The following is a 19,889-nucleotide window of genomic DNA, read 5'->3' on the forward strand; positions in this document are numbered from 1 at the left end:
CCTCGCAATAAGATAGAGGTGTGTGGCCGTAGTAAGGCCGTACAATGATGAACCCACAACAATGAGGCGTTCAGGCTCGCTCGCAGCCGCCGATTGTTGCACAGCCGCACCGGGTCCTGACCGGGCCGATCGAATCCAGGTCGATCATCACCGCACACCGGCCGTGCGGTTTTTGCAGTGCGCCGGGCATCCGGCGTCCTGCTATCGGCGGGTTCGATGCGTCTGTCAATGCGATCGCCCAACGCTTCCCTCGCTTTCGAGACGCAATGCCACACGTATTGATTGTCGATGACGATCCAGGTACCCGCGAGGCGCTCGCCACCATCATCACAGAAGACGGTCTGACGACAGTCACGGCCGGTGATCTGCGTGAAGCGCGCATCCAGCTTGTCCGGCAGACGCCGGACGTGATTTTCACCGACCTCAAACTGCCGGACGGCAGCGGCGTCGATCTGTTCGAAGATCTCGATCCGCAGTCCGGCGTCGAGGTCATTGTCATTACCGGGCATGCGACGGTCGAGTCGGCGGTGAATGCGCTGAAGATGGGCGCCACCGACTATCTCGTGAAGCCGATCAACATGCAGCGCGTGAAGGCGATTTTGAGCCGGCTCCCGCGCCCCGGTGATCTGAAAGCCGAGATCGGCAACCTGCGTGGCGAACTACGCCGCATGGGCCGCTTTGGGCTAATGCTCGGCAATTCGCCAGTGATGCAGGAGGTCTACGACCAGATCAGCCGCGTTGCGCCGACGGCGGCCTCGGTGATGCTGGTCGGCGAATCGGGCACCGGCAAGGAAGTCGCCGCGCAGACGGTTCACCAGTTGAGTCTGCGTCGCAAGCACGCGTTTCTCGCGGTGAACTGCGGCGCGATCTCGCCGAACCTGATCGAGTCGGAAATGTTCGGCCACGAGCGCGGCTCGTTTACGGGCGCTGACCGTCAGCACAAGGGCTATTTCGAACGCGCGAACGGCGGCACGCTGTTCCTCGATGAAATTACCGAGATGCCGGTCGAACTTCAGGTCAAGCTGCTGCGCGTGCTCGAAACCGGCATGTTCATGCGCGTCGGTACGACGAAGGAAATCGAGACCGACGTGCGCCTGATCGCCGCGACGAATCGCGATCCTGAGCAGGCCGTGCTCGAAGGCAAGCTGCGTCTCGATCTGTATCACCGGCTGAATGTGTTTCCGATCAGCCTGCCGCCGCTGCGCGAGCGCGGCAAGGACGTCGACCTGCTCGCGCAGGCCTTCCTCGATGAACTGAACGAGCGTCACAGCACGAAAAAGCACTTCCCGCAGGCGGTGAAGGACATGCTGATGTCGTACCCGTGGCCCGGCAACGTGCGCGAACTGAAGAACTATGTGCAGCGGGCGCACATCATGTCCGGCGCCGAGTCCGACAGCACGGCGACCGTGCCGCTGCAGATCTCGCTGTCGAAGCCGGCAGCGGGCACGGCGGTGACGATTCCGTTTGGCACATCGCTCGCCGAAGCGGACCGCCAGCTGATTCTCGCGACGCTCGAACAATGCGGCGGCGTGAAAACGCGCGCGGCGGAGATTCTCGGCATCAGCCTGAAGACGCTGTACAACCGGCTCGTCGAATATGGCAACGACGCGAGCCGTCTTGCGGAAGGCGAAGCGGACGACGAATCCCGCGCGCTGGGCGACGCAGACGCCTGAGTTTTCAGAGCCGGACCCGGGCAACGGAAATGGGCCATCGTGTCGGACGAAGGCCCATTTTGCATCTGGTGGCCGACGTCCACCCGACGGCACATCGCTTGCTCGATGAAAGGGGACGACTGGAACGAGGAGGCTTTCATGCTGCAACGCTACACTGTTCTGTCCACGCGGCATCCGGCGCTGATCGCGCATCGCCCTGAGCCCATCGAGCCGCCGTCGACGCCCGAGGAACCCGACACCGTCCCCGATCCCGCGCACGAACCGACGATTCCGGATACCCCGCCGATCGGCGATCCACCGCCGCAACCCAACCAGACGCCGTACGGCCGCCTGCATTAACGCTGGGCAATGCGTCATGCATCGCGACGCCCGGCGCAGGGCTTTAATGTACTTGTTACAAGTCGGCCTGAGTTTTTACCGGCAATTTGCCACGCCGGGCCCTAGACTATGTGCATGCCACCGCTCGCGTGGCGGCCTTCCAGTGGAGGCATCGATATGAGACATCCTGCCCTGCGGCGCTCCGCGCGCCATTCGAAGCGCGATGCACGTCCAGCCAATGCCGCCAGTAGCGCGACCGCCGGGCCGCCTGCGGGTCCCGACCCGGCTGCGCAGAATCGTCCCGCGCCTCATGCGCCGCCGGACGGCGATCACAACCAGGGCGGCGTGCGCGCGGAAGGGCTCGAATATCAGCGCGATCTCGGCTCTGAACAGGACGCCTGAGGACGCGCAAGCCACTGCTTCGCTGCTGGATGTGGGTCGAAAAACGGAAAAAACTTCTGTGTGGCGCGCTATGCGCCGCACGTTTTTACTCGCCCGTCACATTTGCATACATTTTTGTTCCGGTTTGGACGAGACACGGCATACGACTTGCGTGCACCATAAAAGCTGAATTCCCCGCATGCAATGCATAACTGAATGAGGTGGAGCCGAATGAGCAGATTGATCGTGGTATCGAATCGTGTCGCGCCGACCCAGGAAGGCCGTCCGGCCGCCGGTGGTCTCGCGATCGGCGTACTCGATGCGCTGAAGGAAACGGGTGGTGTGTGGTTCGGCTGGAGTGGCGAGACCGTCAGTGAACCGTCGGCGCCCGTCATCGAAAAGCAGGGCAACGTCACGTACGCCACCGTCGGTCTCACGAAGCGCGACTACGACCAGTATTACCGCGGCTTTTCGAACACCACACTGTGGCCGACGTTCCACTATCGCAATGACCTGTCGCGCTACGACCGGCAGGAGTATTCGGGTTATCTGCGCGTCAACGTGACGCTCGCAAAGCAGCTCAAGGCGCTGCTCAAGCCCGACGACATCATCTGGGTCCACGACTATCACCTGCTGCCGTTCGCACGCTGTCTGCGGGATCTCGGCGTGAAGAATCCAGTCGGCTTCTTCCTGCATATTCCGTTTCCAGTGCCCGAAGTGCTGCGCACCGTGCCGCCGCACGAAGAACTCGTGAAGTGCATGTGCAGCTATGACGTGGTTGGCTTCCAGACGGATGCGGACCGCCAGTCGTTCGTCGATTACATCGAACGCGGCCAGCACGGCATGTCGAGCGAAGACGGCATGGTGCACGCGTATGACCGTTTCCTGAAGGTCGGCGCCTATCCGATCGGCATCTATCCGGATGCCATCGCGAAGGCCGCCGAACAGTTCACCGATCGCAAGCCGGTTCGCAGCCTGCGTGACGGCATGCGCGGGCGCAAGCTGATCATGAGCGTCGACCGGCTCGATTATTCGAAGGGCCTCGTCGAGCGCTTTCAGGCGTTCGAGCGTCTGTTGCTGAATGCGCCGGGCTGGCATGGTCGCGTTTCGCTGGTGCAGATCGCGCCGCCGACACGTTCCGATGTGTCGACGTATCAGCGCATTCGCCAGACCCTGGAAGGAGAGGCGGGCCGCATCAATGGCCGTTTCGCGCAACTCGACTGGACGCCGATCCAGTACCTGAACCGCAAGTACGACCGCAATCTGTTGATGGCGCTGTTCCGGCAGTCGCAGGTGGGTTATGTGACGCCGCTGCGCGACGGGATGAATCTGGTCGCGAAGGAATATGTCGCTTCGCAGGATCCGGCTGATCCGGGCGTGCTCGTGCTGTCGCAATTCGCGGGCGCTGCCGAGCAGCTGCCTGGCGCGCTGGTCGTGAATCCGTTCGATCTGTCGCAGATGGCTGAAGCGCTGGAGCGCGCGCTGTCGATGCCGCTCGCCGAGCGTCAGGCGCGTCATGCGGACATGATGGCGCCGCTGCGTGAGAACAACCTTTCTGTGTGGCGCGATAACTTCCTCGCCGACCTGCGCAATGTGGCGACGGCTTCCTCGGTGACGGCGAAAGCGGTAAAGCTCGCGGACGCGACGGCGAACTAGAAGCCCGGCGTCCGGCTCGAAAGAACGATACGAGCTAACCCGTCCGGCGGCCATTGTGGCCGCCGTTTTTTGTGTGCGTGATTGGCGACGCAGGGCGACTCAGGGGTTGAACCCAAGCTTCCGTTCTGATCCCATGACGAGGCTTTAAGCCGGCGTCGCCCGCGTCGCGCTGCGCTACGCAAGACATTCAGGTCGAAGCCGTCGCCCCGCGTTGCGTCACGCGCAACATGCTCACGGTCGCCGCCACTATCGCAAAGCTCGCCGCGACATAAAGCGCGATCGTCGGACCACGCTGCGGCGCTACACCGAAGATCAACGCGACGAGTGCCGCACCCAGCGTCTGGCCGGTCAGTCGCGCCGTGCCGAGCATGCCGCTCGCGCCGCCGCTGCGCGAGCGCGGCGCGGACGACAGAATGGTCCGGTTGTTCGGCGACTGAAAGAGTCCAAATCCCGCCCCGCATACCGCCATGCGCCACGCGATATCGACCGGCTCCGGATGCGCACCGAGCGTTGCCAGCAACAGCAGGCCGCAGGTCATCGTGAAAAGTCCGATGCCGCCGAGCATGCCCGCGGAATAGCGATCCGACAGCACGCCGGCGAGCGGCGCCGCGACGATGATGACGAGCGGCCACGGCGTCATCAGCAAGCCGGTCTGCACCTGGGTGAGCCCGAAGGTGTCCTGCATCAGGAACGGCAGCGAGACGAACGCCAGCATCTGCGCGGCGAAGGAACAGATCGACGTCCCGATCGACAACGCGAAAATCGGGATCCTCAGCAGGTCGACGGGCAGCAGCGGCGCCGGCTGATCCAGTTGTCGTCGCACGAAGAAGTAGCCGATCACGACCGCCGCGAAGACTTCAGCGACGACATAACCGCGATGCTCGCCGTGGCCGAGCCCGTCGACCGCAAAGATCAGCAGGCCGAACACGAACGCGTTCATCACGGCGCTCATGTAGTCGTACGGCGCGCTGTGCGGCGTGTTGCGCGGCAACGCCTTCAGGCCGCCGGCGAACGCGGCGATGCCGATCGGTACGTTGATCGCGAAGAGCCACGGCCACGTCGCGACGGACAGCACCGCGGAGGCCACCGTCGGCCCGACTGCCGACGATACTGCAACCACCATCGCGTTGATCGAGACACCGCGCCCGAGATGGTCGGGCGGATAGATCATGCGGACGAGCGCGGTGTTCACGCTCATGATGCCCGCCGCGCCGAAGCCCTGGATCACGCGCGCGAATGCAAGCATCGGCAGCGAGCTGGAGAGCGCGCAACCGAGCGACGCGACAGTGAAGAGCGCGAGGCCGGAGAGATAGACACGCCGGTAGCCGATGCGGTCGCCCAGCGACGCGAGCGGCAGCAGCGAAATGGTGACGGCAAGCTGGTACGCGTTGATGATCCAGATCGAACTGGCGGCACTTGCGTTCAGATGACGCGCGATGGTCGGAAGCGCAACGTTGGCGATCGCGCTGTCGAGCACGGCAAGCGTGATGCCGAGGGCTACCACGACAATGGCGCCGTAACGTTGCGGCAGAGGCAGGCCTTGTTCTGGGTTCATCGGCACGGGCCGTTAGTAAGCAGACGCCGAATTGTACGAAACCGTCCTTACAGGAAGGTTGTGCGTGCATCCTTTTTCGTTGTTCAGCGTCCGGTCGTGCCGCGTGCGGCCTGACGCGTCGAGTGCCGGGCACGCTGCTGCATCTGCGATGAAACGACGGGCGCCTGCAACAGCGTGCCTGCGCCCGTCCCCACCGGTTACTTCAGTTCGTACAGGCCGGTGTAGGTCGCCGAGTCGATTTCGTTCAGATGCGTCATGAAGCGCGCGACCGCATTCGTCACGTCCGCGTTGATCGGCAGATTCGGCACCTTCAGCGCATGCAGACGGAAGATATAGCGATGCGTCCTGTCGCCGCGCGGCGGCGCAGCGCCACCGAAGCCGACCGTGCCGTAATCGTTGCGCACCTGCAGTGCGCCTGGCGGCAGCAGGCTGCCGTCGGCCTTGCCGGCGTTGCGCGGAAGCGAACGGGCGTCGGGCGGAATGTTGACGATGACCCAGTGCCAGAAGCCGCTGCCTGTCGGCGCATCGGGATCGTGGACGGTGAGGGCGAAGCTTTGCGTGTCGGCCGGCGGCGCGTCCCACTGCAACGCAGGCGAGATGTTGCCGCCATCGCCGCCGAATGATATGTCGTCGAATTCCTGTGCCTTCGTCATGAAGCCGTTAGCGGGAAACTCGTCGGACCAGAGTCGGAAATCAGCCATCGGATGCCTCCTTCAAGGAAAGTTCTTGATATGGAACGGGCGCTGTTTCGCGCCCGCGTGAGCGGCGCGTGGACCGTCGCGATGAGCTGATCGAGTGTATCACCGCGCGTCCTGCGAACCATCGTGTGACGGCAGGCGGACTTACCCGGGCGTCGGGTCAAAGGCGCAGTTCGAGCATGTCGCGGTCGTTGCTGTCGTTGCTGCCTTCATCCTCGACGCCTTCGCTTTGCAGCCAGTCGGTGAGGTTTTGTATCACGCCTTCGATGTCCCGATTCGCTCCACGCAAGGCGCATTCCCACACGATGGCCACGCGCCAGCCCGCTGCGCGCAAGGCCTGCACGGCGCGCTCGTCGTTGCTGCGGTTGCGGGCGATCTTCTCGCGCCAGAACTCGGGGCGTGTCTGCGGCCATTTGAAGAGGTGACAGTCGTGACCGTGCCAGAAACAGCCATGCACGAAGACGACGGCGCGATAGCGCGGCAACACGATGTCGGGACGGCCAGGCAGATCGCGCGCATCGAGCCGGAAGCGGAAGCCGCGTCGATGCAGCAGGCTGCGGACCAGGATCTCCGGCTTCGTGTTGCGTCCGCGGATGCCGGACATCATCCGGCTGCGCGTCGCGGCGTCGACGACGTCGACCATCAGGCGACGAGCGCGACGTCCTGCGGCGGCGTGGAGTCGAGTTCGCCGTTGCCGGACAGTAGCGCTTCCACGTGCGGCGTCATGATGCGCGCCACTTCCTGCATCACGGGCATCACGACGCTGTTGCCGAACTGCCGGTAGGCCTGCGTATCGCTGACGGGAATGCGATACGTATCGGGAAAGCCCATCAGGCGCGCGCATTCGCGTGGCGTCAGACGGCGCGGCCGCTGGCCTTCACCGTGATCGCCCTGATGCACGAGGATTTCGGAGCCGTCCTTATGATATCGCGCGGACAAGGTGCGCGTGACGCTGTCCGGATATGCCATGCCGAAACCGAAGCCGTTGCCCGCCGCGCGATGCTTCTCCGCGTACTGCTGCAGATAGGCCCACAGCTTTGGCGTGAGCGTGTATTTCGGCTGCACGCGTCGTGCGGCGTGATCGAAGAAACGCTCGCCATCCCACGGCAGAACGGGTTCGCTGCCGTCCGCGCGATGCAGGATCGAAGCGAGCCGCGGACCGTTTTCCGGCAGGCACAGATCGTCCCACGAAAACGACGTCTTTCCGCGAAAGCCCACGATGATGATCCGCTCGCGATGCTGCGGCGTGAAGTGCTGGCCATCGATCACGCGGTAATGGACTTCGTAGCCAAGTTCATCGCGCAGCGTCTGCAGGATCACGTCGAAGGTGCGGCCCTTGTCGTGTGACAGCAGGTTCTTCACGTTTTCGAGCAGGAACGCGGCCGGCCGTTTCGCGGCGATGATCCGCGCGACGTCGAAGAAGAGCGTGCCCTGCGTCGTGCATTCGAAGCCGTGTGGCCGCCCGAGTGCGTTTTTCTTGCTGACGCCCGCAATCGAGAACGGCTGGCAGGGAAAGCCGCCGAGCAGAATGTCGTGGGCGGGCACGTCGTCGGCGGGAAACGACACGATGTCGCCGATGAATGCATGATGCGAGCCGTAGTTTTCGAGGTACGTCTTCTTCGAAAAGTCGTTCCACTCGCTCGTGAAGACGCATTCGCCGCCGTGCGCCTCGAAGCCCATGCGGATGCCCCCGATGCCGGCAAACAGGTCGATGAAAGTGAACCGTGAGGGCGCGCTGACGCGGCCGGTGCTATTGGCGCTGCCAGTTGCGAGCAGCAGGCGCAGCGCGGGGCCGAGCATCGCCGGGCACGGCGTTTCGCGCTTTTCCCAGCGACGGACGGTCTTGACGTCCTTGCCGACGTGGTCGGCGATCTCTCGTTGTGTATAGCGAGCGCGAGCCTGTTTCAGCAGTGCTAGCAGCGTGGCCTGAGTCACTATCGGTCCTTGCTGGGGATTTTTGCGGACATTATGACCGAAACGCGTCCCTTTTTTGATATGTCACGCGGGGAGCGGGGGAAAGTCCGCGTCTGTGCTGGCGGCGCGGATGCCATGGCTAAGCGGTGTTGAGGCTTTGCGGGCATGCGCATGGATGGATCTGGTGAGGGCAGTCCTGGCGGCCGGGGAGCAGGCGCTCACGCCGGCCGCCAGTTGTTCGCGCTGCGCGGTGATCGCGGGCACGGGCCTCGCGTTTTATCCCTGAACGGCGTACGGCGCGTCTGGCGCCGTCGCGTTCGTGATCGGGACGTTGACCGCATTGACCGCATGCGGGGCCGGCCGGTCGCAAAGCGGGAAGTGATCGAGTTGCAGCAGCAGACTGTCGATTGCGTGAAGCTGACCCTTGGTCAGGTGATCGGCGTCGAGCAGGGTGTGCAGACGCTTCCGCCAGTACGACGCCGGCAGGATCGGCCCGCCCAGATCGCCGTGCAGTGCCGGTCGCATGACACGCGCAATGTGCGCGATGTCCTGGTCGATCAGCGTGGTCTGGAAAGAGCCCGTGCGGGCGAAGGATGTGCGGTCCATGCCCCGTTAACGGCACCCGATGCCGCGGCTTTAGGGGCGACAGGCTCTGATTTTGCGTTTTCACCGATGGCGCATGACTTGTTGTACGTCTTCGCAGGCAGCGACACGCCCAGGTTTTCCGGTTTGACGGGTGTTTTGTGCCTGGAGCGCCATCCGTGATCTGAACGGCACTCGGCCTGCGGTGGGCTTCCGGGCGTGATGCATCAAGGCGCCACAGTTTCTTCGGACGAATGCGCCGGCTTGGGCACAGCGGTTGCTGGCCATCCGGGTACCGGCGCAATTTTGCGCCGGCACTATGTACGACGGGAGCCAGACATGAACAAGGACCAGGTGAAGGGCGTGGCAGAAAAGGTGAAGGGCAAGGTCAATGAGACCGTCGGCCGTGCAACCGGCGACACCGCCCAGGAAGTCAAGGGCGATCTCCAGCAGGCCGCGGGCGAAGTGCGCAAGGCCTACGGCGATGCAAAAGAAAACGCGAAGGACCACGCAAAGCGTAAAGCTCCGTAAGCCCGTTGGCTTTGTCGCATGAAAAAAGGCGCTTCGGCGCCTTTTTTCCATGAAGCTGAAGCGGGCGGTGTGTGTGAGGTCAGCTCGGCACGCGCGCGATCGCGCTGGGCAGGACGATCCGCATCGGAAGCGCCGCGGTTGCGATGTCGTGAATGCGGGTCATGAGGGACAGGGCATCGGCACGCACGACGCGTCAGACCGGCTTCGGGACTCAGCCCGCCTTGCCGGGCGCGTCGGGCCCGTTGTCGCTGCGCGCAGCGCTCTCAAGAAAGCGACGCGTGGCCTCGAACGAAGCCAGCATCTGCTCCGGCCACGGTTTTTGCAGCATCAAAGCCTGATGTTGTTCGAAGGCCGTGGTCAGTTCCGCCAGCAGTTCCGGCGACTTCAAGTGCCGGATCAGGACGTGAAGGGCGATGGCGGTTGCCTGACTTGCGCCGGCGGTCTGCATGCCGGAAACGGTCAGTGCAGCGATCTGTTTGCTGGTGTCCACGGGACTCCTTTGCGGATGGATGAAAATCGACGGCCCTCCGGCCGGTGGTCCCGTATTTTGACACCGAAGCAACGCGTGTTTATGGCGCGATGCCGTCGCAGGTTACGTCGGCGTCTCAGGCCGCGGAGACGTTGCGGTTGTGATGTACTGCCGCCCGCGATGCCGGGGTTGCCCTCACCGGGCACACCGTCGCTTCGCGCGTGGCTGCGCGCGCGTGGTTGCGGTCGAAATGATCCAGTTCCAGTAGCAGGCTGTCGATCGCGCGCAACTGGGCTTTCGTCACATGCCAGGCGTCCAGCAGGTGATGAAGGCGGCGCCGCCAGTACGACGTCGGCAGGATCGGGCCGCCGGCATCGCTGTATAGCGACGGTCGCATGATGCGCGCGATGTGTGCGATGTCGTGGTCGATCAAAGTAACCATTGGGAGGCCCCATCGAATTCGTAGCGCATCCTGCCTGCCTCGGTTCGGCGGCGATCAGGTGTCGCGATGAATGAAGCGTACCGCTACATGAGCGCGCGCAATCCGGCGATCAGAGGCCGGTTAGTTCGCCAGTTCGGCGGGTATCAGGTCCGGGAGCGGCGCGGAGGAGCGTCGCGGGTCCTGACAGAATTCACGGATCAAACAGGGAAGGGGATTTCTGACGGTCGACGGGGTTTTGTACTCACACCCGTACCCCAGAAAAGCGTTGCTGTGAATTCTGGAGGTGCGATTCCCACGTCGGTCGGTTATTTGAGGGAACCGCGTTTTTGGTGCCGTTTTCGCTCAGAGCAACGCCTAAAATGTGAGCGTGACCTCGGAGGAGGGTGCCATGACTGAATCGATGATTGCGTATTTCATGGGACCAATCGTGATGATAGTGGTGGGCGCCGCGATATGGGCCGCCAACCGTTACAGCCGAAAGGATGACCGCGAGCGGCAAGGCCGGTGGCTTGATACGCACCACGTAGACTGGATGAGGCACAAGCATTGAAGCAGGGTGCCAGAGATTAGGGGGCCGATCGGGCGCCGCCTTCAGTAAGCGCATCACCTACAATGTAATCATGGTCGCGACCTGATAAGGAGGCTGCCATGACTGAGTCGATGATTAGCTTTGTGGTGGGCCTGGCAATCCTGCTGGCGGTTGCCGCATTCGTGCTGGCGCGACGTTACAGGCGTGAAGGCCCGGGAGGGAGTGTGGTTCAGTGGCTCGATTCGCATCACATGGGCTGGATGCATCACAAGCACTGAAGCTGCGGCGCCGGAAATCAAAGGTATCGGGTGGCGCACTGATTTCCATGAGTGCGTCACCGAAAAATATCGTGCTCAGGAGAACGTTGCCATGAGCGAATCAATGATGGCGAGTTTGATGGGGATCATCGTGGTTGTGTTCGGCGCCGGGATATGGGCCGCATCCACCAACCGCGAGCGGCTAACCCAGTGGTTCCAGGAACATCATCTTCGGGACTGGATGCACCATAAGCACTGATCGTGGAAAGCCGCGCATAGTGCGGGGTCTGCCAGGAACACGCATCGGAATCAGCCTGCTTGAACAGGATGACGCTGGCAGTTTTGCTTTCGCACAGTACGTATGCACCGCGCGCGAATCCGATGGGCAATGATGGCAGCAAAAAGCCCCGCAGTACGGGGCTTTTGGGGAAAATCCGGGAAGCTGACTGGTCCCCCTGACAGGAATCGAACCTGTATCTAGCGCTTAGGAGGCACTTGTTCTATCCATTGAACTACAGGGAGATGGAACAGCAGCGGCGAGGCGAATGACCCGCGTGTTCCGCAACCGCTACGTTCCTAAGTCACCCACCGTAGCTGGAACCGCCTTGATTCGTGCATCGTGGAAGCAAAACCGTCGCTTGCATGGTTCGCCGTCACGCGCGCAGGAATTGCGCCGCAGGGGCCAGAGTATAGCAAAGGCGTCTCACGATGATAATGACGCCGCGCACTGCGCCCACAAGTGCCATTATCATCCGGCGACGACTCCTGTGAACCTCTACCGTGACCCGCGCCTCGTCGACCTTTACGACGCGCTCAATCCGCGTTCTGCTGGCAGGGCCGACGGCCGTGCACGGGCGCGGAACCGGCTTCAGAATTCGACGACGGCAAATTCCGCTTTGCCCACATCGCACAGCGGGCAGCGCCAGTCTTCCGGGATCTCGGCAAAACGCGTTCCAGCCGCGATGCCTTCTTCCGGCAGACCTTCTTCTTCGTTGTAGATCCAGCCGCAGATCAGGCAGACCCAGCTCTTGTATTCAATGACTTCGCTCACGACGTACTCTTTCTTCAGTTCAATGCAATGACCCGCGTTCTGCCCCTTTTCAGTGCAGGCGCGGCGAGCCGCAATGTTACCGGAATTCATCAAAACCCCGCTGCGCCAGGTCGCCGCACAGCGTGATTTCCAGTATCAGCGGCGGCTGCCGGGCGCATCAGGATGTTCATACGTCCGGTGTATGCTCTGGGGCGCGGCCTTTCCCGCGCCCGGTCGACGCACCTGCAATGAGCCTGTGATGCAAGTCGACCGTGCGCGTTCAAAACCCGGCCACTGCGCGGTGTGCGGACGCCCGCAGACGCGGCGCGATCGGGGCGCGCGGGTTCAAACTGCATCGGGCTGCTTTCCTCAAGGAGAACACGATGTTCAACAACAAATGGCTTGTAAGCATGGTGTTTGCTGGTCTCTTCGCCGCGTCGGGTGTGGCGCGCGCGGAGGGCGTGTCGTTCGTCGAGCCGAAAGACGGCGCCACGGTGAGCAACCCTGTGCACGTGAAATTTGCCGTCGACGGCATGAAGATCGCGCCCGCCGGCACGATGACAGAAGGAACGGGCCATCATCATCTGTTGATCGACGGCCAGCCGCTGACGAAGGGCGAAGTCATTCCGGCCAGCGACAAGTCGCTGCACTTCGGCAAGGGACAGACGGAAACGGAGCTCACCTTGCCGCCGGGCGATCACACGCTGACGCTGCAGTTCGGCGACGGTGCGCATCGTTCCTATGGGCCGGAGATGAGCAAAACGATTACGGTTCATGTGAAATAACGAGCAGCATGGCAGTCAAGCGGGTTCGGGGCCTCGCGACGAAGCGAGGCCTTTGATACCTGTGCGGCCGGTGTGAGCCGGCTGCGTCATCAGGTTTGCAGCGTCATTCTGTCTGTACTGGCCCGGTGGATTCAATCTGGCCATCCGGCCTACGCCGTCTGGCCGGGAGGCGTTCAATCGCGCGACCGGTACAATGAGCAGTTCCGATTCATTGCGGTCTTCTTCTTTCTCCCCATGTCGCTTTACACCATTACCGGAGCGCAACTGGCGTTCGGTCACGTCGCGTTGCTCGATCATGCCGATTTCTCTCTCGAAGCGGGGGAGCGCGTCGGCCTGATCGGTCGCAATGGCGCGGGCAAGTCGTCGCTGCTCAAGATCGTTGCCGATCTCACGAAGCCCGACGACGGCCTCGTCACGCGTCAGCAAAACCTGACCACGGTCTATGTGCCGCAGGAACCCGAGTTCGACATCGATATGTCGGTGTTCGACGCCGTCGCAGCCGGCTTGACCGGCGCGCGTGCGTTGCTCGACGAATACGACGTCGTCGCTCACGCGCTCGCGGAAACGCCGGAAGGCGCGCAGCACGACGCGCTGCTCGCGCGCATGAATACACTTCAGTCGTCGCTCGATGCCACCGATGCATGGAGCTGGCGCACCCGCGTGTCCACCACGCTTGCGCAGATCGGCCTCGATGGCGACGCGCGTGTCGGCGCGCTGTCGGGCGGCATGCAGAAGCGTGTGGCGCTCGCTCGCGCACTGGTCGTCCAGCCGGATGTCTTGCTGCTCGACGAACCGACCAACCACCTCGACTTTGACGGCATTCGCTGGCTCGAAGAACTCCTGATCTCGCAACGCTCGGGGCTGCTGTTCATCACCCATGATCGCGCGTTTCTCGACCGCGTTGCTACACGCATCGTCGAACTCGATCGCGGGCGTCTGCTCTCGTATCCGGGTAACTTCTCCGCGTACCAGACGCGCAAGGCGCAACAGCTGGAAGTCGAGCGTATCGAAAACGAAAAAGCCGACAAGCTGCTCGCGCAGGAAGAAGTATGGATTCGCAAGGGCGTCGAGGCGCGACGTACTCGTAGCGTTGGACGCATTGCGCGCCTCGTGCAGATGCGCAATGACCGCGCGGAGCGTCGCAACGCGCTGGGCAACGTCAGGCTGGATGTCGGGCAAGGGGAGAAGTCCGGCAAGATCGTCGCCGAACTGATCGACGTGACGAAGCGCTACGGCGCACGCACGGTGGTCGACAGCTTCCCGGCGACCGTTATGCGCGGCGACAAGATCGGTTTTATCGGGCCGAACGGCGCAGGCAAGACGACGCTCCTGAAGCTGATCCTTGGCGAACTGACGCCGGACGAAGGCAAGGTGCGCATCGGCACGAACCTCCAGGTCGCCTATTTTGACCAGATGCGCGCGCAGCTCGATCTGGATAAAAGCCTCAGCGACACGATCAGTCCAGGCAGCGAGTGGGTCGAAGTCAACGGCACGAAGAAGCACGTGATGAGCTATCTCGGCGACTTCCTGTTCGCACCTGAGCGCGCCCGTTCGCCGGTGAAATCGCTGTCAGGCGGCGAACGTAACCGCCTGCTGCTCGCGCGGTTGTTTGCAAGGCCGGCGAACGTACTGGTGCTCGACGAACCGACCAACGACCTCGACATTCCGACGCTCGAACTGCTCGAAGAACTGTTGACCGACTACGACGGCACGGTGCTGCTCGTGAGCCACGACCGGGCGTTTCTCGATAACGTCGCGACGTCGGTGATCGCGTCGGAAGGCGAAGGCAAGTGGCGCGAATACGTCGGCGGCTTCACCGACTGGCAGATACAGCGCGAGCGCTCGCAGCAACTCACGCAGACGGAAACAGCGAAAGAGCCGGCGAAAGACGTAACGCCCAAAGACAGCGCAGTCGGACGCAACGCGCAGCGCACGGTGAAGCTGTCGTTCAAGGAGCAACGTGAGCTGGAGTCGTTGCCGCAGCAGATCGCGGCGCTTGAGGCGGAGCAGAAGACGATCGGCGCACAGCTCGAAGACGGTTCGATCTTCGCGAAGGACGCGGCGGAAGGCACGCGGCTGACCGAGCGCTACGCGGCGATTGACGAGGAGTTGTTGATGGCGCTCGAGCGATGGGAAGAACTGGAGAGCAAGCGGAAGTAAGCGTCGCCGGTTTTCCGGGCGTATTCCCTGTGGATGTGCGATGCCGGCCGTCACCGCCGGCCGGTTCCCTGGTTTGTCGTCAGGCACGGGCAACTGGCCACTGACCACTGGCGAAAGACTGCCCTTTCTCTCTACCAGACGGCTAACGCTTGCATCACCGAATTGCCGCGCGTAATGAAATCAGTAAAATACCCCGCGAACACGCTTCCGTCAGCGGGCCAGCTCGAGCCGCCGACGAAAGAAGCAGGCAACGAACCGGCAACACAGGCAGTCAACAAGAAACGCTGCCCGAATGGCAGGCACACTAATTCACCCCGTTGTTTCGTTTCGCTTTTTTTGAAAACTCAACGGTTTGTCCACGCAGATGTCCACAGGACCTGTGGACAACGATGAACCGACGGACCACAGCAAGCCATGTCTACGAAAAAGCCAAACGCCGCGTATAGCGAAGCGTCGATCAAGGTGCTGAAGGGCCTGGAGCCGGTCAAGCAACGGCCCGGCATGTACACGCGCACCGAAAATCCGCTGCACATCATTCAGGAAGTCATCGACAACGCCGCCGACGAAGCGCTCGGTGGCTATGGTCGCCAGATCACCGTCACGTTGCATACAGATCAGTCCGTGTCCGTCGAAGATGACGCGCGCGGCATTCCGTTCGGCATGCACCCGGAAGAGGGCGTGCCGGTCGTCGAGATCGTGTTCACGCGCCTGCATGCAGGCGGCAAGTTCGACAAGGCATCCGGTGGCGCGTACACGTTCTCGGGCGGCCTGCACGGCGTCGGCGTGTCGGTTACGAACGCGCTGTCCACGCGCCTCGACGTCACCGTGTGGCGCGACGGCAAGATCGCCGAACTCGGTTTCGCCGATGGCGATGTCGTCAAGCCGCTCGAAGTGCGTCCCGCTGCGCGCGGCGACAAGAAGTCGGGCACGCGCGTGCGCGCCTGGGCCAATCCGAAGTATTTTGACTCGGCGAATCTGCCGGTCGGCGAACTGCAACGCCTGCTGCGCTCGAAAGCGGTGCTGCTGCCGGGCGTCGAAGTCACGCTCGTCAACGAAAAAACCGGCGAGCAGCAAAGCTGGAAGTACGAAGACGGTCTGCGTGGTTATCTGCTCGAAGGCATGGCGGGTAGCGATCTGCTGATTCCGCTCTTCGAAGGCGAACGCTATGCGGAAAGCTCGCGCTCGAACGAAGAAACGTTCGCAGAAGGCGAGGGTGCGGCATGGGTCGTCGCGTGGAGCGAGGAAGGGCCGCTCACGCGTGAGTCGTACGTCAACCTGATTCCGACGCCCGCAGGCGGCACGCATGAATCCGGCCTGCGCGAAGGGCTTTTCCAGGCGGTGAAGAGCTTCGTCGAGATGCACAATCTGCAACCGAAGGGCGTGAAGCTGCTCGCCGAAGACGTGTTCGCCCGTGTCTCCTTTGTGCTGTCGGCCAAGGTGCTCGATCCGCAGTTTCAAGGTCAGATCAAGGAGCGCCTGAACAGCCGCGATGCGGTCAAGCTCGTGTCGTCGTTCGCGCGTCCGGCGCTTGAGTTGTGGCTGAACCAGCACGTCGAGCACGGCAAGAAGCTTGCCGATCTCGTCATCAAGCAGGCGCAGGCGCGCACGCGCGCCGGCCAGAAGGTCGAGAAGCGCAAGAGTTCGGGCGTTGCCGTTCTGCCTGGCAAGCTGACTGACTGCGAATCGACGGAGATTGGCCGCAATGAACTGTTCCTCGTCGAAGGTGATTCGGCGGGCGGTTCGGCCAAGATGGGCCGCGACAAGGAATATCAGGCGATCCTGCCGCTGCGCGGCAAGGTGCTGAACACGTGGGAAACCGAACGTGATCGCCTGTTCGCCAACAACGAAGTGCACGACATTTCGGTGGCGATCGGCGTCGATCCGCATGGTCCCGACGACAGGATCGATCTGTCGAATCTGCGCTACGGCAAGATCTGCATTCTGTCGGACGCGGACGTCGATGGCGCGCACATCCAGGTGCTGTTGCTCACGCTGTTCTTCAAGCATTTCCCGCAACTGATCGAGCGCGGTCACGTGTGTGTGGCGCGGCCGCCGCTGTTCCGTGTCGACGCGCCCGCGCGCGGCAAGAAGCCGGCGCAGAAACTGTACGCGCTCGACGAAGGCGAACTCGAAGCGATTCTCGACAAGCTCCGCAAGGACGGCGTGCGCGAATCGCAATGGACAATCAGTCGCTTCAAGGGCCTCGGCGAAATGAGTGCCGAACAGTTGTGGGACACGACGATGAACCCGGATACACGGCGTCTGTCGCCGGTTGCGCTCGGCGCGCTCGATTTCGACGCGACCGTCGCACGCATGACGATGTTGATGGGCAAGGGCGAAGCGGCGTCGCGTCGCAGCTGGCTCGAAGAGAAGGGCAACGAAGTCGAAGCGGATATCTGAGCGAGCGCGCTAACGCATCCCGCGAGCGCATGCCCTCACGCAAAAACACGGACACGACATCCAGATGGACGATAACACTCCCGATCTTTTCACCGAAGCGGTACCGGCCGGCGATTTCCTGACGCTCGGCAACTACGCGGAACGCGCGTATCTCGACTACGCGGTGAGCGTGGTGAAGGGTCGCGCACTGCCCGACGTCTGCGACGGGCAGAAGCCCGTGCAGCGCCGTATTCTGTTCGCGATGAACGAGATGGGCCTCGCTGATAACGCGAAGCCAGTGAAGTCGGCGCGGGTCGTCGGTGACGTGCTGGGTAAGTATCACCCGCACGGCGACCAGTCGGCGTATGACGCGCTCGTGCGTCTCGCGCAGGACTTCTCGATGCGCTATCCGCTGATCGACGGCCAGGGCAACTTCGGCTCGCGCGACGGCGACGGCGCCGCCGCGATGCGGTACACGGAAGCGCGTCTCACACCGATCGCGAAGCTGCTGCTCGATGAAATCAACCAGGGCACGGTCGATTTCATGCCGAACTACGACGGCTCGTTTGAAGAACCGAAGCTGTTGCCGGCGCGTCTGCCGTTCGTGCTGCTGAATGGCGCATCCGGGATCGCGGTGGGTCTCGCGACGGAAATCCCGTCGCACAACCTGCGCGAAGTCGCGGCTGCGGCGGTCGCCATGATCCGCAACCCGAAGCTCTCGCATGCCGAATTGATGCAGTTCGTGCCGGGTCCGGATTTCCCTGGCGGCGGGCAGATCATCTCCAGCGAAGCGGAAATCGCAGCCGCATACGAAACCGGCCGCGGCAGCCTGAAGGTGCGCGCGCGCTGGAAGATCGAGGAGATGGCGCGCGGTCAGTGGCAGCTCGTCATCACCGAGCTGCCACCGAACACCGCCGCGCAGAAGGTGCTCGAAGAAATCGAAGAGCAGACCAACCCGAAAATCAAGCTCGGCAAGAAAACACTCACGCCCGAGCAGTTGCAGACGAAGCAGACGATGCTCGCGCTGCTCGATGCCGTGCGCGACGAGTCGGGCAAGGACGCGCCCGTGCGTCTCGTGTTCGAGCCGAAGTCGAGCCGCATCGACCAGACCGAGTTCGTCAACACGCTGCTCGCGCATACCAGTCTCGAATCAAACGCGTCGCTGAATCTGGTGATGGTGGGTTCAGATGGCAGGCCGCGTCAGAAGGGGATCAGCGAGATTCTCGGCGAGTGGATCGGCTTTCGCTTTGCGACTGTTACACGCCGTACGCAGCATCGTTTGATGAAGGTCGACGACCGGATCCATATTCTCGAAGGGCGGATGATCGTCTTCCTGAATATCGACGAAGTCATCCGCATCATTCGTGAATCCGACGAGCCGAAGGCCGCGCTGATCTCGGCGTTCAGTCTGTCGGATCGTCAGGCTGAGGACATTCTTGAGATCCGTCTGCGTCAACTGGCGCGGCTCGAGAAGATCAAGATCGAGAAGGAACTGTCCGAATTGCGCGACGAGAAAGCGAAGCTCGAAGAACTGCTCGGCAGCGAATCCGCGATGAAGCGTCTCCTCATCAAGGAAATCGAAGGCGACGCAAAGCAGTACGGCGACGAGCGCCGCACGTTGATCCAGCAGGAAAAGCGCGCGACGTTCGAAGCGCGTGTCGTCGACGAACCGGTGACCGTCGTGGTGTCACAGAAGGGCTGGGTGCGGGCGCTGAAGGGCCATGCACTCGACCCGGCCGGCTTCACGTTCAAGGCCGGCGATGGCCTTTACGCAGCGTTCCAGTGCCGTACACCAGACATTTTGATTGCGTGGGGCAGCAAGGGTCGCGTCTATTCCGTGTCGGTCGCCACGTTGCCGGGCGGGCGTGGCGATGGTGTGCCGGTTACGTCGCTGATCGAACTCGAGTCGGGCACGCACCTGATGCACTACTACGCGGCTTCGGTGGATCAGGCGTTGCTGCTCGCATCGAGCAACGGCTTTGGCTTCGTGGCGAAGGTCGGCGATATGGTCAGCCGCGTGAAGGCCGGCAAGTCGTTCATGACGATCGACGAAGGCGCGACGCCGCTCGCGCCCATGCCGATGCTGCCGGACGCGACTCAGGTGGCGTGTCTGTCGGGCGGTGGCCGCCTGCTGGTGTTCGGTCTCGACGAGATGAAGACGCTCTCCGGTGGCGGACGCGGCGTCACGCTGATGGCGCTGGACGACAAGGAAGCGCTCACGCAGGCACTGGCGATCGGCAAGGCCGGCGTCGTCCTGCTCGGCACGGGGCGCGGTGGCAAGCAGCAGGAAGAAACGCTGGCTGGCGCAGCGCTGGCGCCACATGTCGGCAAGCGGGCACGCAAGGGTCGCGCGCCGGACACGAAGTTGAAGGTGCAGGCATTGCGGCCGGCGCTGGCTGGCTGAGCGTTGTCCGAAAGGCGAGCCGTCCGGTGACGAAGGGCATATCGTATGTGTCCTTCGTCATTCACGTGCCATAACGAAGGAGCGCGGTTGTCGATATCGCGTGAAGCGAAGCGAAATCAAGTGAAG

The 19,889-nt window shown here is 62.7% G+C and carries 20 protein-coding genes and 1 tRNA gene; 12 read left to right on the forward strand and 9 right to left on the reverse strand.

Going from position 1 to position 19,889, the window contains the following annotated elements:
- Positions 1-266: 266 nt before the first annotated feature.
- The 4 genes from P3T21_RS21005 (at position 267) to otsA (ending at position 4,028) form a co-directional block, all read left to right on the forward strand.
- Entirely contained in the window at positions 267-1,673 is a 1,407-nt protein-coding gene (locus P3T21_RS21005; protein ID WP_429257873.1) for a sigma-54-dependent transcriptional regulator, read from the forward strand.
- A 138-nt stretch (positions 1,674-1,811) separates the two neighbouring features.
- Entirely contained in the window at positions 1,812-2,012 is a 201-nt protein-coding gene (locus P3T21_RS21010; protein ID WP_429257874.1) for a hypothetical protein, read from the forward strand.
- A gap of 156 nt (positions 2,013-2,168) precedes the next feature.
- Positions 2,169-2,393, forward strand: coding sequence for a hypothetical protein (locus tag P3T21_RS21015; RefSeq protein ID WP_429257875.1), 225 nt, complete (start codon positions 2,169-2,171; stop codon positions 2,391-2,393).
- A 210-nt stretch (positions 2,394-2,603) separates the two neighbouring features.
- Positions 2,604-4,028, forward strand: a complete 1,425-nt coding sequence (gene otsA / locus P3T21_RS21020; RefSeq protein ID WP_429257876.1) for an alpha,alpha-trehalose-phosphate synthase (UDP-forming) — start codon at positions 2,604-2,606, stop codon at positions 4,026-4,028.
- Between the two features lie 187 nt (positions 4,029-4,215).
- Here otsA and P3T21_RS21025 read toward each other — a convergent pair whose 3' ends face one another.
- The 5 genes from P3T21_RS21025 to P3T21_RS21045 all read right to left on the reverse strand — a co-directional run bounded on the left by P3T21_RS21025 (position 4,216) and on the right by P3T21_RS21045 (position 8,801).
- A complete protein-coding gene (locus P3T21_RS21025; RefSeq protein WP_429257877.1) occupies positions 4,216-5,583 on the reverse strand; it encodes an MFS transporter in 1,368 nt (455 codons plus the stop codon).
- A gap of 197 nt (positions 5,584-5,780) precedes the next feature.
- On the reverse strand, positions 5,781-6,284 hold the full coding sequence (locus P3T21_RS21030; RefSeq protein WP_429257878.1) for a YbhB/YbcL family Raf kinase inhibitor-like protein: 504 nt from the start codon (positions 6,282-6,284) through the stop codon (positions 5,781-5,783).
- Between the two features lie 157 nt (positions 6,285-6,441).
- Positions 6,442-6,924 carry a very short patch repair endonuclease gene (locus P3T21_RS21035; RefSeq protein ID WP_429257879.1) on the reverse strand — a complete coding sequence of 161 codons (483 nt, stop codon included), beginning with the start codon at positions 6,922-6,924 and terminating at the stop codon, positions 6,442-6,444.
- The gene (dcm, locus tag P3T21_RS21040; RefSeq protein ID WP_429257880.1) at positions 6,924-8,216 is read right to left on the reverse strand and encodes a DNA (cytosine-5-)-methyltransferase; all 1,293 of its coding nucleotides are present in this window, start codon (positions 8,214-8,216) and stop codon (positions 6,924-6,926) included. Before dcm ends, P3T21_RS21035 begins: the two co-directional genes overlap by 1 nt.
- A 255-nt stretch (positions 8,217-8,471) precedes the next feature.
- The gene (locus tag P3T21_RS21045; protein ID WP_429257881.1) at positions 8,472-8,801 is read right to left on the reverse strand and encodes a hypothetical protein; all 330 of its coding nucleotides are present in this window, start codon (positions 8,799-8,801) and stop codon (positions 8,472-8,474) included.
- A 315-nt stretch (positions 8,802-9,116) separates the two neighbouring features.
- Between P3T21_RS21045 and P3T21_RS21050 the strand changes: the two genes are divergently transcribed.
- Positions 9,117-9,308 (forward strand): CsbD family protein, encoded by a 192-nt coding sequence (locus P3T21_RS21050; protein ID WP_429257882.1) that lies wholly within the window; start codon positions 9,117-9,119, stop codon positions 9,306-9,308.
- Between the two features lie 211 nt (positions 9,309-9,519).
- On the opposite strand, the gene P3T21_RS21055 is transcribed toward P3T21_RS21050, so the two are convergent.
- Together P3T21_RS21055 and P3T21_RS21060 are read right to left on the reverse strand one after the other, a co-directional pair.
- Positions 9,520-9,798 carry a hypothetical protein gene (locus P3T21_RS21055; RefSeq protein WP_429257883.1) on the reverse strand — a complete coding sequence of 93 codons (279 nt, stop codon included), beginning with the start codon at positions 9,796-9,798 and terminating at the stop codon, positions 9,520-9,522.
- 115 nt (positions 9,799-9,913) lie between these two features.
- On the reverse strand, positions 9,914-10,219 hold the full coding sequence (locus tag P3T21_RS21060; RefSeq protein ID WP_429257884.1) for a hypothetical protein: 306 nt from the start codon (positions 10,217-10,219) through the stop codon (positions 9,914-9,916).
- Between the two features lie 388 nt (positions 10,220-10,607).
- On the opposite strand from P3T21_RS21060, the gene P3T21_RS21065 reads away from it, so the two are divergent.
- The 3 genes from P3T21_RS21065 (at position 10,608) to P3T21_RS21075 (ending at position 11,264) form a co-directional block, all read left to right on the forward strand.
- Positions 10,608-10,769: a hypothetical protein gene (locus P3T21_RS21065; protein ID WP_429257885.1), complete on the forward strand. Its 162-nt coding sequence runs from the start codon at positions 10,608-10,610 to the stop codon at positions 10,767-10,769.
- Between the two features lie 98 nt (positions 10,770-10,867).
- Positions 10,868-11,026: a hypothetical protein gene (locus P3T21_RS21070; protein ID WP_429257886.1), complete on the forward strand. Its 159-nt coding sequence runs from the start codon at positions 10,868-10,870 to the stop codon at positions 11,024-11,026.
- A gap of 91 nt (positions 11,027-11,117) precedes the next feature.
- Complete coding sequence (locus tag P3T21_RS21075; protein ID WP_429257887.1) at positions 11,118-11,264, forward strand: hypothetical protein; 147 nt, start codon at positions 11,118-11,120, stop codon at positions 11,262-11,264.
- 188 nt (positions 11,265-11,452) lie between these two features.
- Here the strand turns inward: P3T21_RS21075 and P3T21_RS21080 are convergent.
- A tRNA-Arg gene (locus P3T21_RS21080) sits at positions 11,453-11,527 on the reverse strand.
- A 346-nt stretch (positions 11,528-11,873) separates the two neighbouring features.
- Positions 11,874-12,056: a rubredoxin gene (locus P3T21_RS21085; RefSeq protein ID WP_429258030.1), complete on the reverse strand. Its 183-nt coding sequence runs from the start codon at positions 12,054-12,056 to the stop codon at positions 11,874-11,876.
- Between the two features lie 362 nt (positions 12,057-12,418).
- Here P3T21_RS21085 and P3T21_RS21090 point away from each other — a divergent pair, with 362 nt between their 5' ends.
- The 4 genes from P3T21_RS21090 (at position 12,419) to parC (ending at position 19,763) form a co-directional block, all read left to right on the forward strand.
- A complete protein-coding gene (locus P3T21_RS21090) occupies positions 12,419-12,820 on the forward strand; it encodes a DUF4399 domain-containing protein (protein ID WP_429257888.1) in 402 nt (133 codons plus the stop codon).
- A gap of 234 nt (positions 12,821-13,054) precedes the next feature.
- The gene (locus P3T21_RS21095; protein WP_429257889.1) at positions 13,055-14,980 is read left to right on the forward strand and encodes an ATP-binding cassette domain-containing protein; all 1,926 of its coding nucleotides are present in this window, start codon (positions 13,055-13,057) and stop codon (positions 14,978-14,980) included.
- Positions 14,981-15,394: 414 nt separating this feature from the next.
- Complete coding sequence (locus P3T21_RS21100) at positions 15,395-17,380, forward strand: DNA topoisomerase IV subunit B (protein ID WP_429257890.1); 1,986 nt, start codon at positions 15,395-15,397, stop codon at positions 17,378-17,380.
- Positions 17,381-17,444: 64 nt separating this feature from the next.
- Positions 17,445-19,763 carry a DNA topoisomerase IV subunit A gene (gene parC, locus P3T21_RS21105; RefSeq protein WP_429257891.1) on the forward strand — a complete coding sequence of 773 codons (2,319 nt, stop codon included), beginning with the start codon at positions 17,445-17,447 and terminating at the stop codon, positions 19,761-19,763.
- Positions 19,764-19,889: the final 126 nt, after the last annotated feature.

This window comes from Paraburkholderia sp. GAS334 (genome assembly GCF_050436625.1).
Lineage (GTDB): Bacteria > Pseudomonadota > Gammaproteobacteria > Burkholderiales > Burkholderiaceae > Paraburkholderia.